This is a genomic window from Bradyrhizobium sp. LTSP849 (genome assembly GCF_000938255.1).
In the GTDB taxonomy this organism is placed as follows: Bacteria; Pseudomonadota; Alphaproteobacteria; order Rhizobiales; family Xanthobacteraceae; genus Bradyrhizobium.
The window spans coordinates 254,844-269,039 of the sequence record NZ_JYMR01000018.1 but is presented as its reverse complement, the minus strand read 5'-3'; the positions used below and the strand labels follow the sequence as shown (position 1 = coordinate 269,039).

Annotated in this window: 11 protein-coding genes; 5 read left to right on the top strand and 6 right to left on the bottom strand. The window is 63.4% G+C overall.

What is annotated here, in order from left to right:
• Positions 1-18: 18 nt before the first annotated feature.
• Positions 19-3,468 carry an indolepyruvate ferredoxin oxidoreductase family protein gene (locus UB31_RS14750; RefSeq protein WP_045011333.1) on the top strand — a complete coding sequence of 1,150 codons (3,450 nt, stop codon included), beginning with the start codon at positions 19-21 and terminating at the stop codon, positions 3,466-3,468.
• Between the two features lie 78 nt (positions 3,469-3,546).
• The gene (gene iaaH, locus UB31_RS14745) at positions 3,547-4,971 is read left to right on the top strand and encodes an indoleacetamide hydrolase (RefSeq protein ID WP_045011332.1); all 1,425 of its coding nucleotides are present in this window, start codon (positions 3,547-3,549) and stop codon (positions 4,969-4,971) included.
• 113 nt (positions 4,972-5,084) lie between these two features.
• On the opposite strand, the gene UB31_RS14740 is transcribed toward iaaH, so the two are convergent.
• Positions 5,085-5,996 carry a LysR family transcriptional regulator gene (locus UB31_RS14740; protein ID WP_045011331.1) on the bottom strand — a complete coding sequence of 304 codons (912 nt, stop codon included), beginning with the start codon at positions 5,994-5,996 and terminating at the stop codon, positions 5,085-5,087.
• Between the two features lie 300 nt (positions 5,997-6,296).
• On the opposite strand from UB31_RS14740, the gene UB31_RS14735 reads away from it, so the two are divergent.
• From UB31_RS14735 to UB31_RS14725, 3 genes are all read left to right on the top strand, one after another.
• Positions 6,297-7,478 (top strand): HlyD family secretion protein, encoded by a 1,182-nt coding sequence (locus UB31_RS14735; RefSeq protein WP_045011330.1) that lies wholly within the window; start codon positions 6,297-6,299, stop codon positions 7,476-7,478.
• Positions 7,479-7,596: 118 nt separating this feature from the next.
• Complete coding sequence (locus tag UB31_RS14730) at positions 7,597-9,207, top strand: MDR family MFS transporter (protein WP_045011329.1); 1,611 nt, start codon at positions 7,597-7,599, stop codon at positions 9,205-9,207.
• Positions 9,208-9,259: 52 nt separating this feature from the next.
• Positions 9,260-9,721: a carboxymuconolactone decarboxylase family protein gene (locus UB31_RS14725; protein ID WP_045011328.1), complete on the top strand. Its 462-nt coding sequence runs from the start codon at positions 9,260-9,262 to the stop codon at positions 9,719-9,721.
• Positions 9,722-9,862: 141 nt separating this feature from the next.
• On the opposite strand, the gene UB31_RS14720 is transcribed toward UB31_RS14725, so the two are convergent.
• The 5 genes from UB31_RS14720 to UB31_RS14700 form a co-directional block, all read right to left on the bottom strand.
• Entirely contained in the window at positions 9,863-10,723 is an 861-nt protein-coding gene (locus UB31_RS14720) for a D-amino-acid transaminase (RefSeq protein WP_045011327.1), read from the bottom strand.
• A 187-nt stretch (positions 10,724-10,910) separates the two neighbouring features.
• Complete coding sequence (locus tag UB31_RS14715; RefSeq protein WP_045003957.1) at positions 10,911-11,642, bottom strand: amino acid ABC transporter ATP-binding protein; 732 nt, start codon at positions 11,640-11,642, stop codon at positions 10,911-10,913.
• A 12-nt stretch (positions 11,643-11,654) separates the two neighbouring features.
• Positions 11,655-12,347 carry an amino acid ABC transporter permease gene (locus UB31_RS14710; protein WP_045003959.1) on the bottom strand — a complete coding sequence of 231 codons (693 nt, stop codon included), beginning with the start codon at positions 12,345-12,347 and terminating at the stop codon, positions 11,655-11,657.
• Positions 12,348-12,351: 4 nt separating this feature from the next.
• Positions 12,352-13,083 carry an amino acid ABC transporter permease gene (locus UB31_RS14705; protein WP_045003961.1) on the bottom strand — a complete coding sequence of 244 codons (732 nt, stop codon included), beginning with the start codon at positions 13,081-13,083 and terminating at the stop codon, positions 12,352-12,354.
• Positions 13,084-13,224: 141 nt separating this feature from the next.
• On the bottom strand, positions 13,225-14,136 hold the full coding sequence (locus UB31_RS14700; protein WP_045003963.1) for an amino acid ABC transporter substrate-binding protein: 912 nt from the start codon (positions 14,134-14,136) through the stop codon (positions 13,225-13,227).
• Positions 14,137-14,196 lie beyond the last annotated feature (60 nt).

Below are 14,196 nucleotides of genomic sequence, written 5' to 3'. Positions count from 1 at the left end.
ATGCCGCGCGAGGTCCGCATGGACGCCATTCCGTCACTCGACACCTACGAGCTCTCCGACCGCTACGACCGCGCGGAAGGCCGCGTCTTCCTCACCGGCACCCAAGCCATCGTCCGCATCGCGCTCGACCAGGCGCGGCGCGACCGGGCTGCGGGCCTCAACACCGCAGGCTTCATCTCCGGCTATCGCGGCTCGCCGCTCGGCGGCGTCGATCTCGAACTGTGGCGCATCCAGGAACGACTGAAGCGCGACGCAATCGAGTTCCTGCCGGCCGTGAACGAAGACCTCGCCGCGACCGCGGTGCTCGGTTCACAGCAAGTCGAGACCCAAGCCGATCGCGAGGTCGATGGCGTGTTCGGGCTCTGGTACGGCAAGGGGCCGGGCGTCGACCGTTCCGGCGATGCGCTGAAGCACGGCAACGCCTATGGCTCCTCGCCGCATGGCGGCGTGCTGGTGGTCGCCGGCGACGACCATGGCTGCGTCTCGTCCTCGATGCCGCACCAGTCCGACGTCGCCTTCATGAGCTGGTTCATGCCGACGCTGCATCCCGCAAGCGTCGACGAATATCTGGCATTCGGCGAATATGGCTACGCGCTGAGCCGCTTCTCCGGCATGTGGATCGGCTTCAAGGCGATCTCGGAGATCGTGGAATCGGGTGCCTCCGTCACGTTGCGCCCGCCACGCGTCTTCGAGACGCCCGACTTCACGCCGCCGCCGGGCGGCCTGCACTATCGCTGGCCGGATCTGCCGGGGCCGCAGATCGAGGAGCGGCTGGAGGCGAAGAAGCACGCGGTTTACGCCTTCGCAAAAGCCAATCCGATCGATCGCCACATCTACGACATTCGGGGCGCGACCTACGGCATCGTCACGACAGGCAAGGCGCATCTCGACCTGATGGAAGCGCTGCGGCTGATGGGCCTCGATGAAGCCGCCTGCCGCGCCATCGGCATCGACATCTACAAAGTCGGCATGGTCTGGCCGCTGGCGCTGCACGACGCCATGGACTTTGTGAAGGGCAAGCGCGAAATTCTGGTGGTCGAGGAGAAGCGCGGCATCATCGAGAGCCAGTTCAAGGAATATTTCTACGACTATCCGGGCGCGAAGCCCGAGCGCATGGTCGGCAAGCACGACGAGACCGGCGCGCGCCTGATCTCATGGATCGGTGAACTGTCGCCGCGCGCGCTGGCCTCGGTGCTGGCGCGCCGGCTCGATCCGATGTTTCCGGGCCTCAATCTTGCCGCGCGGGCGGCCGCCCTGTTGCCGGAAGCCGAGCGCACGATCAACGTCGCTGGCGCGACGCGCACGCCCTATTTCTGCTCGGGCTGCCCGCACAACACATCGACGAAAGTGCCGGAAGGCTCCAAGGCCCTTGCCGGCATCGGCTGCCATTTCATGGCAAGCTGGATGGACCGCGACACCTCATCGCTGATCCAGATGGGCGGCGAAGGCGTGAACTGGGCGGCATCGTCGAGATTTACCGGCCACAAGCACATCTTCCAGAATCTGGGCGAAGGCACCTACTATCATTCCGGCTCGATGGCGATCCGCCAGGCGATCGCCGCCAATGCCAATATCACCTACAAGATCCTGTTCAATGACGCCGTGGCGATGACCGGCGGCCAGCCGGTCGACGGCCCCGTGAGCGTGCATGCGATCGCGCACAGCGTCCGCGCCGAAGGCGTGGCGCGCATCGCCCTGGTGTCGGACAATCCCGCGCAATTTTCGCCGGCTGATTTGCCCGCCGGCGTTAGCATTCATCCCCGTGAGGAGATGGATGCGGTACAGCGCGAGCTGCGTGACGTCTCCGGCGTCTCGGTCCTGATCTATCAGCAGACCTGCGCCACCGAAAAGCGGCGGCGGCGCAAGCGCGGGCAGATGGCCGATCCCAAGCGCTTTGCCTATATCAACGATCTCGTCTGCGAAGGCTGCGGCGACTGTTCGGTCGAATCCAATTGCCTCAGCGTCGAGCCGAAGGAGACGCCGTTCGGCCGCAAGCGCCAGATCAACCTCTCGTCCTGCAACAAGGACTTTTCCTGTCTCAACGGCTTTTGCCCGAGCTTTGTCACCGTCGAAGGTGCGACACGCCGGAAAAAGACCGCAAGCGAGATGGACGCCGTCGGTCGCGCCGCCACGCTTCCCCTGCCCGCCCCTGCCACGCTCGACCGTCCCTACGACCTGCTCGTGACCGGCGTCGGCGGCACCGGCGTGATCACGGTTGGCGCGCTGATTGGTATGGCCGCGCATCTGGAACGCCGCGGCGTTTCGGTGCTGGATTTTACCGGCTTTGCGCAGAAGTTTGGGCCCGTGCTGAGCTACCTCCGCCTGGCGTCAAGTCCCGAGGCGCTGCATCAGGTGCGCATCGACCAGGGCGCGGCCGATGCGCTGATCGGCTGCGATCTCGTGGTGAGCTCCTCGCCAAAGGCGTCCGGTACCTATCATCGCGGCACGCGCGCGGCGATCAACACGGCGGAAATGCCGACCGGCGACGTCGTCCGCTTCCGCGACGCCGATCTCGCCTCGCCCGCGCGCCTGCGCGCGATCCGGCAGGTCATTGGCAATGACAATCTCGACACCATCAACGCGAATGCGCTGGCTGAGCGCCTGCTCGGCGATGCCGTCTATGCCAACATCATCATGCTCGGCCTTGCCTGGCAGCGCGGACTGGTGCCGATCTCGCTATCGGCGCTGCTGCGCGCGATCGAGCTCAACGGCGTTGCTGTCGAGCGCAACAAGCACGCCTTGGCCTGGGGCCGGATCGCCGCCGCCGATCCGGACTTTCTTCCGAAGACGGACGAAGCGCCCAAAGCCGGGACACTCGACCAGCTCATCGATCGCCGCGCGGAATTCCTCACCGCCTATCAGGACACCGCCTATGCGGCACGCTACCGGGCGACCGTCGCAAAAATCCGCGACGCCGAATCCGCGCTCAACAGCGAGGCCTTGACCGAAGCGGTTGCGCGCGCCCTGTTCAAGCTGATGGCCTACAAGGACGAATACGAGGTGGCACGCCTGCACATGCAAAGCGGCTTCCTCGACGAGCTGAAGCGCGAATTCGAGGGCGACTTCAGCGTCCAGTACCACCTCGCACCACCGTTCCTGCCATCCGAGCGCGACGCGCGCGGCCGTCCGCGCAAGCGCGCTTTTGGTCAGTGGATTCAGATGCCGCTCGCCATGCTGGCACGGTTGAGGGGATTGCGCGGGACGCCGTTCGATCCGTTCGGCTACACGGCCGAGCGGCGCGCGGAGCGGGAGTTGATCACCTGGTATGAGGGGGTGATCGCACAGATACTCGACCGGCTCGACGCCGTGCATCTGCCCGGTCTCGTCGCCATCGCCAAAGCTCCGATGGAGATCCGCGGTTATGGGCCGGTGAAGGACATCGCGATTGCGAAGGTGAAGCCCGAGGTCGACCGAATGCTCGCCGATCTCGTGGCCTCGTCGCCGGCAAAGATGTGCGCTTACGGTTGACGCCGCGCCCGCGAGGCTTCAGCCTCCCGGATTGAAAAGAGGGCTTCCTCATGGAGCCCGGCAATCGGGTGATGCATCATGGATTTCGATCAGCTGACCTTGACCCAGGCAGCGGCCGAGCTTGCCGCCGGAAAAATCACGAGCCATGCGCTCACCTCCGAGGCGCTCGCCCGCGCCAAGGCCAATGCCGACCTGAACGCCTTCGTCACCCTGGATGAAGAGGGCGCCCTGAAGGCCGCCGTCGCATTCGATACGCAGGGTGCAGGCACCGCGGGCAGGCCGCTCGGCGGCGTTCCCATCGTGATCAAGGATAATATCGAAGTCGCAGGGCTGCCCTGTAGTGCCGGTACACCCGCGCTGAAGGATTACGTTCCGAGGGCCGACGCGCCTGTCGTGGCAAAGCTGCGGGCCGCCGGCGCGGTCATCATCGGCAAGACCAGCATGCACGAGCTCGCCTTCGGCATCTCTGGCTACAACACCGCATTCAAGACCGGCGCAGAGTTCGGCGTACGCAATGCCTATGACCGCGCCCTGATCGCTGGCGGCTCCTCGTCCGGAACGGGTGCCGCGATCGGCGCGCGGATCGTCGCGGGCGGGCTCGGCACCGACACGGGCGGATCGGTCCGGGTGCCGGCTGCGCTGAACGGATGCGCCTCGCTGCGTCCGACCGCCGGTCGCTATCCGCAAGCGGGCATCGCGCCGATCTCGCATACCCGCGACACCGCAGGTCCGATGGCCGCGACCATGACCGATGTCGCGTTGCTCGACCGCGTCATCGCGGGTGGAGACGAGATTGCGCCGGCTGACCTGAAGCAGGTCCGCATCGGCATTGCGAAGACGATGCTGACCAATCTCGATGCCGACACCGAAGCCGCTTTCCACGCGGCGATCGCAAAAGTGAATGCGCAGGGCGTCACGGTTGTCGAGATCGAGATGCCGCAGCTGGCCGAGCTCAACGGCCAGGTCGGCTTTCCCATTGCGCTCTATGAAGCCTATGACGACATGGTCACGTATCTCAAGCACACCGGCACCGGCCTCACCATCGAGGCGATGGCAAAGGAAATCGCGAGCCCCGACGTGCAGGGCACCTATGAGGGCCTGGTGATCCCACGCAAATTGCCCGCCCCCGACAACACGCTGGTCGATGCCAAGCCGATTTATGACGCCGCAATCAAGACCGCGCGGCCGGCGCTTCAGGCGCTCTACAGCAACACTTTTGCGGACAACAGGCTCGACGCCATCGCCTTTCCGACCACGCCGCGCGTCGCCATCGCCTCCAATCCAGACTCCAGCAGCCTCGAAAATTTTGGACTCTTCATCCAGAACACGGATCCCGGCAGCAATGCCGGCATTCCCGGCATCCAGATTCCGATCGCGCTCGGCGCCACCAGCCGATTGCCGATTGGACTTGAGCTGGATGGCCCAGCGGGCAGCGATCGCCGGCTGCTCGCAATTGGCATCGCGCTTGACGCGGTGTTCGGGCGGCTGCCGCCGCCACGTTGACGAAATCGTAGGGTGGACAAAGCGAAGCGTGCCCACCTCTTCTAGATTCGGGGAGAGATGGTGGGCACGGCGCAAAAGCGCCTTTGCCCACCCTACGGTCTAACGTGCCGGCTTTACGAATACGGGTTGATCAGCTTCTGTTGCTCGGCGCTGTGCGCCACCAGCATGTCGATGAAGGTCCGCACCTTCGCGGACAGATGATGGCGATGTGGATAGACCGCGTTCATCGACATCTCGACCGGACGATATTCGGGCAAGAGGCGCACCAGCCGGCCGGCTTCAAGGTCGTCCTGCACCAGGAAGCCAGCCATCAGGCAGATGCCGGCGCCGTCCAGCACCATGCTCCGCAACGCTTCTCCGCTGTTGGTGACGAGATTGCCGGAGATGCGCACCGATGCCGGTGCACCCTTGCGATCGAGAAAGCGCCACTCGTCGCCAAAGGGGTAGTTCAGGTGGCGGCCGCAATTGTGCTGGGTGAGTTCATCGAGCCGCTGCACGCGATCGTGTTTTTCGAGATAATCATGCGAGCAGCACAGCACATGCCGCCACGTGGCGAGGCGGCGGACGATCAAGCTCGAATCCGGCGGCGCAATCATGCGCAAGGCAATGTCGTATCCCTCCTCGATCAGATCGACATCGGCCTCGCCCATGCGCAGGTCAACCTTGACCTCGGGATATGTGGACAGGAGTTTGGCCACGACAGAGGCGACCATCGGCACCATGTGGGTGGCGGCGTGGATCCGCAGCGTGCCCCGAGGCGCCGACTGCAACTCGCCCGCGATGTCATCGGCCTGCTCGATATCGGCAAGGATCTGGATACAGCGGTCGTAATAGGCCTTGCCTATCTCAGTCAGGTTGACCTTGCGCGTGGTGCGCTGAAGCAGCCTTACCCCGAGCCGCTCTTCGAGCGCCTGAACATGGTTGCTCACCATGGTGGTCGACATGTTGAGCTTGCGGGCCGCTGCGGAGAAGCCGCCGGTCTCGACCACCCGGCTGAACACTTCGAGGCTGGTCAATCGATCCATGGCTGCCTGATTATCCGCTGTTGATCGATAATTGCAGAGAATTCATCCTGATTATCTATCAGATCATACATGTGGTCTCATCCCGCTAGCAGCTTCGTGTGGGACGCATGCGTTAGCAGCAATCGCTCGACAGACCCGGCAATCGCTCTGGGGCAGTCACAGGCCTGATTCGGTAGACCCTCTCAAGCCAAGGCAATGCCTTCGACTATCCACCTCTGATGGATAATCCTTCCCGAATTTCGTCAATTATCACTCGCCCCAGAAAGAACGATAGTCTCAGCCAGCCGATAGGAGACTGCGATGTCCGAGATGCCCCGCACCGAGCAATTCCAGCAAGCCACTGAAATTACTCATGATTACCAAAAAGAGCCGTCGCGCGTCCCCGCGCGGAATATGGCCCGGCGCGCGGCATTGGTGCTCGCGCTCCTCGCAGGCACGGCAACGGCTGCCTATTACGGCCACGACTATTGGACCAACGGCCGCTACCTCGAGACCACCGATGACGCCTATGTGAAGGCCGATTCCACGATCATTGCGCCGAAGGTTTCGGGCTACATCGCCCAGGTGCTGGTCGGCGATAATGAAAAGGTCAGGGCCGGCCACGTGCTGGCCAGGATCGACGACCGCGACTTCAAGGCGGCGCTCGGTCAGGCCCGCGCCGACGTCGCCGCGGCCGAAGCCTCGGTCCGCAACCTCGATGCCCAGCTCGAACTGCAACAGCCGATCATCGAGCAAAGCACGGCCGACGTCACCGCAGCGGATGCCAATCTGCAATTCGCGCAGGAGGAGCGCGCACGCTACGACGACCTCATGAAGTCGGGCTCCGGCACGATCCAGCGCGCGCAGCAGACTGACGCGGCACTTCGCGCCAGCAACGCGCAATTGCAGCACGCCAAATCGGGCCTGGTGGCCGCACAGCGCAAGGTCGACGTGCTCACCACCCAGCGCGCCCAGGCGACAGCCCAGCTCGAGCACGCTCGCGCAGTCGCAGACCAGGCGGAGCTGAACCTGTCCTATACCGAGATCACCGCGCCGGTCGATGGCACGGTCGGCGCCCGCTCGCTCCGCGTCGGCCAATACGTGCAGGCCGGCACGCAATTGATGGCGGTGGTTCCGCTCGATGCGGTCTACGTAGTCGCGAATTTCAAGGAAACCCAGCTCACCCATGTGCGCGCCGGCCAGCCGGTCGAGTTGCGCGTCGACAGTTTCCGCGAGCACAATCTGCACGGCCATGTCGACAGCCTGTCGCCGGCGAGCGGGCTCGAATTCGCGCTGCTGCCGCCGGACAACGCCACCGGCAATTTCACCAAGATCGTGCAGCGCGTGCCGGTGAAGATCGTGCTCGACGACCACAGCCTGACCGGCCTGTTGCGGCCCGGCATGTCGGCGGTGCCGACCGTCGACACCAAGACGACCGTGGTCGCCGAGCGCGAGACCGCCAAGCGCGTTGCCGACAACGCCACGCGACCGAACGGCAGCTGATGCCGAAAGGATTCCGGCAGGATTATCAAGTTCTGCCGGATGATCCTTCCCAGACTTCCTCGATTATCGAAACCATCCGCCTAATGCATCCTGTCTCCGTAACCGAGACGAGGCTTCCATGACCACGCTCCAACCGACCCTCAACGCCGCTTTCGCCGCCAGCACTCCCGCTCCGGTCGCGGCCCCGACCGTCTCGGCCAAAACCTGGATCGCCGTGATCGGCGCCACGCTCGGCGCGTTCATGGCGGTGCTGAACATCCAGATCGTCAACGCCTCGCTCGCCGACGTCCAGGGCGCGATCGGTGCCGGCATTGATGATGGCGGCTGGATCTCGACCTCCTATCTGATCGCCGAGATCGTGGTGATCCCGCTGTCCGGCTGGCTCGCGCAGGTGTTCTCGATCCGGATCTATCTGCTCACCAACGCGATCCTGTTCCTGTTGCTCTCCGCAGCCTGCGCGCTGGCACAGGACCTTCCGCAGATGATCGTGCTGCGCGCCGTGCAGGGCTTCACCGGCGGCGTTCTGATCCCGATGGCCTTCACGCTGATCATCACGCTGCTGCCGCGTGCAAAACAGCCGGTCGGCCTAGCGCTGTTCGCGCTGTCGGCAACGTTTGCGCCCGCGATCGGCCCGACCATCGGCGGCTATCTCACCGAGAATTTTGGCTGGCAGTACATCTTCTACGTCAACGTCGTGCCCGGCGCGATCATGGTCGGCATGCTCTGGTACGCGCTCGACGCCAAGCCGATGAAGCTGTCGCTGCTGCGCGAAGGTGACTGGGCCGGCATCATCACGATGGCGATCGGACTGTCCGCGCTTCAGACCGTGCTGGAAGAAGGCAACAAGGACGACTGGTTCGGCTCGCCCTTCATCGTCAAGCTGTCCGTCATCGCGGCCGTCGCGCTGGTCGCCTTCCTGATCATCGAGCTCACGGTCAAGAAGCCGCTGTTGAACCTTCGCCTGCTCGTGCGCCGCAATTTCGGCTTCGGCATGCTCGCGAACTTCCTGCTCGGCGTCGCACTGTACGGCTCGGTGTTCATCCTGCCGCAATATCTGTCGCGCATTCAGGGCTACAACTCCGAGCAAATCGGCATGGTGCTGGCCTGGACCGGACTGCCGCAGCTGCTGTTGATCCCGCTGGTTCCGCGCCTGATGCAGAAGTTCGATGCACGGATCATCATCGGCGCCGGCTTTGTTCTGTTCGCAGGGTCCAACTTCATGAACATCTACATGACCAACGACTATGGGTCCGACCAGTTGCTCTGGCCCAACATCGTCCGTGCGATCGGGCAAGCACTGGTGCTGGCGCCGCTGTCGGCGGTCGCAACCGCCGGCATCGAGCCGGAGAATGCGGGCTCGGCCTCCGGCCTGTTCAACATGATGCGCAATCTCGGCGGCGCCGTCGGCATCGCGTTGCTTCAGACCGTGCTGACCAAGCGCGAGCAGTATCACTCCAACGTGCTGATGCAGTCGGTCTCGGTGTTCGAACAGGCCACCCGCACGCGGCTCGAGCAACTTACGCAGTATTTCATCAATCACGGCGTCCTCGACCGGGTCGACGCCGCGCATCGTGCCTATGTCGCGATCGGCCATGTCGTGCAGAAGCAGGCCTATATCCTCGCCTTCAGCGACACTTTCTACCTGCTCGGCATGGCGCTGATCGTAGCCCTGATCGCCGTCCTGTTCCTGAAGAAGGCCGGCCAAGCCTCGGCCGGCGGAGCCCACTGACCTCAACCCCAAGAATCAACTTAAGGCATCAACTCAAGCAAGGAGAACGACCATGAAAACCCGCATGAATTTCTACCAGGCCGCACCCGACACGATAAAGGCGTTGACCGCGCTCGAGACCCACATCCAGTCAACGGGCCTCGAGAAATCGCTGATCGAGCTCGTCAAGATCCGGGCGTCGCAGATCAACGGCTGCGCCTTCTGCATCAACATGCACACCGAGGACGCTCGCAAGCGCGGCGAGACCGAGCAGCGCATTTATCTGCTCAACGCCTGGCGCGAATCGCCGCTCTACACCGACCGCGAGCGCGCCGCGCTGGCCTGGACCGAATCGGTAACGCTGATCTCCGAGACGCACGCGCCCGATGACGTCTACGCGCAGGTGCGCGCGCAATTCTCGGAAGAAGAGACGGTGAATCTGACCGTGCTGATCGGGACAATCAACGCCTGGAACAGGCTCGCGATCGCGTTCCGCGCGGTGCATCCGGTGAAGGTGAAGGCATCGGTGGCTTGAGGGGTAGCGCGTCCCTTGCAGCCAAGTCTCGTAGGGTGGGCAAAGCGAAGCGTGCCCACCACTTCTTCAGCAAACGCGAGAGAAGACGTGGGCACGGCGCAAGCGCGCCTTTGCCCACCCTACGATAGCTGAGAGTATGGCTCAGACCGCCGTCGCCTTGGCGAACTCCACATAGATCTCGCGCAGCCGCGTCGCCATCGGGCCCGGCTTGCCGTCGCCGATGGTCTTGCCATCGAGCGCGACCACCGGCTGCACGAACGAAGACGCCGAAGTGATGAAAGCTTCCTTCGCGGCCAACGCCTCGGCGACCGTGAAGGACCGCTCCTCAACGCGGAGCTGGCGCTCTTCGGCGAGCGCGATCACCGCCTTGCGGGTGCAGCCCGGCAGAATCGCATTGGAGTTTTTCCGCGTCACGATGACGTCGTCCTTGGTCAGGATGAACGCCGACGACGAGCCACCCTCGGTGACGTAACCGTCTTCCAGCATCCAGGCCTCGCTCGCACCGGCTTCGGCAGCAGCCTGCTTCGCCAGCACCTGCGCCAGCAGCGCCACGCTCTTGATGTCGCGCCGTTCCCAGCGGATGTCAGGCACCGTGATGACGTTGATGCCGGTCTTGGCCGAGGCGGCATTGATGATGTCCTTCTCGGACGTGAACATCACCAGACTCGACTTGACGTCGCCCTTGGGGAAGGGGAAGTCGCGGCCCTTGTCGGCACCGCGCGTCACCTGGAGATAGACCAGGCCGCTCTCGACCTTGTTGCGCGCGATCAGCTCCTTTTGGATCTCGGTGATGCGCTCGACCGTCTCCGGCAGCCTCAAGCTGATCTCGCCGACCGAACGCTCCAGCCGCGCCAGATGCGAGGCATTATCGACCAGCTTGCCGTCGAGCACGGCCGAAACCTCGTAGATACCGTCGGCGAACAGGAAGCCGCGATCGAGAACCGAGATTTTAGCGTCCGAGAGCGGGACGAATGAGCCGTTGACGTAGGCGATCGAATCCAAGGCAGGTCTCCTGGCGGGAATGGGGAATTGCCTGTCCGTATACGGGATTTGTTTGGCTCACGAAACCCTCAACCCGTCATTCCGGGGCGGCGCGAAGCGACGAGCCCGGAATCCATTTCACCTCGCGTCCTGCCGCCCGATGGATCCCGGGCTCGCGCTATCGCGCGCCCCGGGATGACGGCGGTGGCTAATGCGACAGAATCTTCGACAAGAACTTCTGCGCGCGGTCGCTGCGCGGCTTGCCGAAGAAGTCCTCCTTCGGCGCGTCCTCGACGATCTCGCCGCGGTCCATGAAGATCACGCGGTTGGCGACCTTGCGGGCAAAGCCCATCTCGTGGGTGACGACCATCATGGTCATGCCCTCGTGGGCGAGGTCGACCATGACGTCGAGCACCTCGCTCACCATCTCGGGGTCGAGCGCCGAGGTCGGCTCGTCGAACAGCATGACGATCGGGTCCATGGCGAGCGCGCGCGCGATCGCCACGCGCTGCTGCTGGCCACCGGAGAGCTGCGCGGGAAACTTCTGCGCCTGCTCCTTCAGGCCGACGCGATCCAGGAGTTGCATGGCCTTCGCCACCGCCTTGTCAGACGACCGGCCCAGCACCTTCTGCTGGGCGAGGCAGAGATTGTCGATGATCTTGAGATGCGGAAACAGCTCGAAGTGCTGAAACACCATGCCGACGCGCGAGCGCAGTTTCGGCAGATTGGTTTTGGGGTCGTTGACCTTGGTGCCGTCGACGCTGATGTCGCCTTTCTGGAACGGCTCCAGCGCGTTGACGCATTTGATCAGCGTCGACTTGCCCGAGCCTGAGGGTCCGCAGACCACGACGACCTCGCCCTTGGTGACGCTGGTGGTGCAGTCGGTCAGCACCTGGAATGTCGGGCTGTACCATTTGTCGACGTGGCTGATTTCGATCATGACCGATTTGCTCTAGCGGATGATGGCGATGCGCGCCTGGAGACGGCGGACGCCAAAGGACGCGATACAGGAGATGGTGAAGTAGACGATGGCAGCAAACAGATACATCTCGACCAGACGGCCATCACGCTGCGCGATCTTGCTGGCCGCACCGAGAAAATCCGTGATCGACAGTACGTAGACCAGCGAAGTATCCTGGAACAGCACGATGGTTTGCGTGATCAGCACCGGCAGCATGTTGCGGAACGCCTGCGGCAGTACGACGTAGCGCATGGTCTGGGCGTAGGTCAGGCCGAGTGCGTTGGCCGCGGCCGGCTGGCCGCGCGAGATCGACTGGATGCCGGCGCGCATGATCTCGGAGAAATACGCCGCCTCGAACATGATGAAGGTGATGAGCGAGGATGCGAACGCCCCGACGCTGATCGGCCGCGACGCGCCGGTCACCCATTGCCCGATATAGGGCACCAGGAAATAGAACCAGAAGATCACCAGCACCAGCGGCAACGAGCGCATGAAGTCGACATAGAAGCCGGCAATGCGTCCGAGCACCTTGTAGCCGGAAAGCCGCATCAGCGCGATCGCCGTGCCGAAGATGAGGCCGCCGAGTGCGGCAAGCCCCGTCAGCATCAGCGTAAAGCTCATGCCCTCGTAGAACAGATAGGGCAACGCACGGATGATAACCCCGAAATCGAAATTGCTGAACATGGCGCTATCTCCCCGTGATGTAGCCGGGGATCGCGACATAGCGCTCGAGGAAGCGCATTGAGGTCACGACGACGGCGTTGACGAGGAGATAAATGAGGGTCGCAGCCGAGAAGGCCTCGAACACCTGGAACGAGAATTCCTGCATTGAGCGCGCCTGTCCGGTCAGTTCGAGCAGGCCGATGGTGATAGCGACCGCCGTGTTCTTGATGGTGTTGAGGAACTCGGAGGTCAGCGGCGGCAGGATGATACGGAACGCCATCGGCAGCAGCACGTAGCGATAGCCCTGCACGGTGGTCAGCCCGAGCGCGGTCGCGGCCATCTTCTGCCCACGCGGCAGCGAGCCGATGCCGGCCTGCAATTGCACCGCGACACGCGCGGACATGAAAAAGCCAATGCCGATCGCAGCCGTCCAGTACGGCGCGTTCGGCAGTTGCTTCAGCCAGGTGCCGGCCGATTTCGGCAGCAATTCCGGCAGCACGAAGAACCACAGGAACAGCTGCACCAGCAGCGGCATGTTGCGAAAGAACTCGACCCAGCAGAAGCCGAACCAGTAGGCGCCCCTGGAGGGCAGCGTGCGCATGACGCCGATAAGCGAGCCGAAGATCAGCGCGATAATCCAGGCGAGCACTGCCGTCTTCAGGGTCAGCGCCAGTCCCGACAACAGCATGTCGAGATAGGTGCCGGTCCCCATTGGGTTCGGCTCGAAGAAAATTCCCCAGTTCCAGTGGTAGTTCACGTGTCCCCCGCGCGAACGCGCCAATCACAGATGCCTCGAAAGAGGTCTTGGGCGCCTATGCAAATGTCCGGCCACTCTCCCTCCAGAATGGCCGGAATGTGCCGCCTCTCCCCGCAAGCGGGGAGAGGCGATCAACTCGGCTTACTTATAGTCGTCCGGATTCGGCGAGTCCGAGGGCTTTGCGAACTCGTTCTTCAGCTCGGCCGAAATCGGCGTGTTGAGGTTGAGGCCCTTCGGCGGGATCTTGGCGGTGAACCACTTGTCGTAGATCTTCTGGGCCTCGCCGGAGGTGTAGACCGCAGCGGTCGCCGCATCGACCACCTTCTTGAACGGCGCGTCGTCCCTGCGCAGCATGATGCCGTAGGGCTCGGGCTTGGAGAACGCATCCTTGGAGATGACGTAGTCATCCGGCGACTTCGAGCCGGCGACGAGGCTGGCCAGCAAAACGTCATCCATCACGAAGGCCACCGCGCGGTCGGTCTCGACCATCAGGAAGGCTTCGGCGTGGTCCTTGGCCGGGATGATGTTGGCGCCGAGGCTTTTCGCGACGTTGGCTTCGGTGAGCTGCTTGATGTTGGTGGTGCCGGCGGTGGAGACCACCGTCTTGCCCTTGAGGTCGTCGATCGACTTGATGCCGCTCGACTTCTTGAAGACGTAGCGGCTCGCGGTCAGGTAGTGGGTGTTGGTGAAGGCGACCTGCTTCTGACGCTCGACATTGTTGGTGGTCGAGCCGCATTCGAGGTCGATCGTGCCGTTCGCCATCAGCGGGATGCGGGTCGCCGAGGTCACCGGGTTGAGCTTCACCTCGAGCTTGTCGAGCTTGAGCTCCTTCTTCACGGCGTCGACGATCTTGTAGCAGATGTCCATCGCGAACCCGACCGGCTTCTGATTGTCGTCGAGATAGGAGAACGGGATGGAGGAATCGCGGAAGCCCAGCGTGATGGCACCGGTGTCCTTGATGTTCTTCAGCGTGCCGGTGAGCTCTTCGGCCCCAGCCTGGCTCACGGCAAAGGTCGCGACGAGCGCGAGGCCGATGTGACGGAAATGTTTCACGTTTTCTCCCCTTTCAGGATGATGCGGCCGGATGCAAGCACAAATCAGACCGGATTAGAA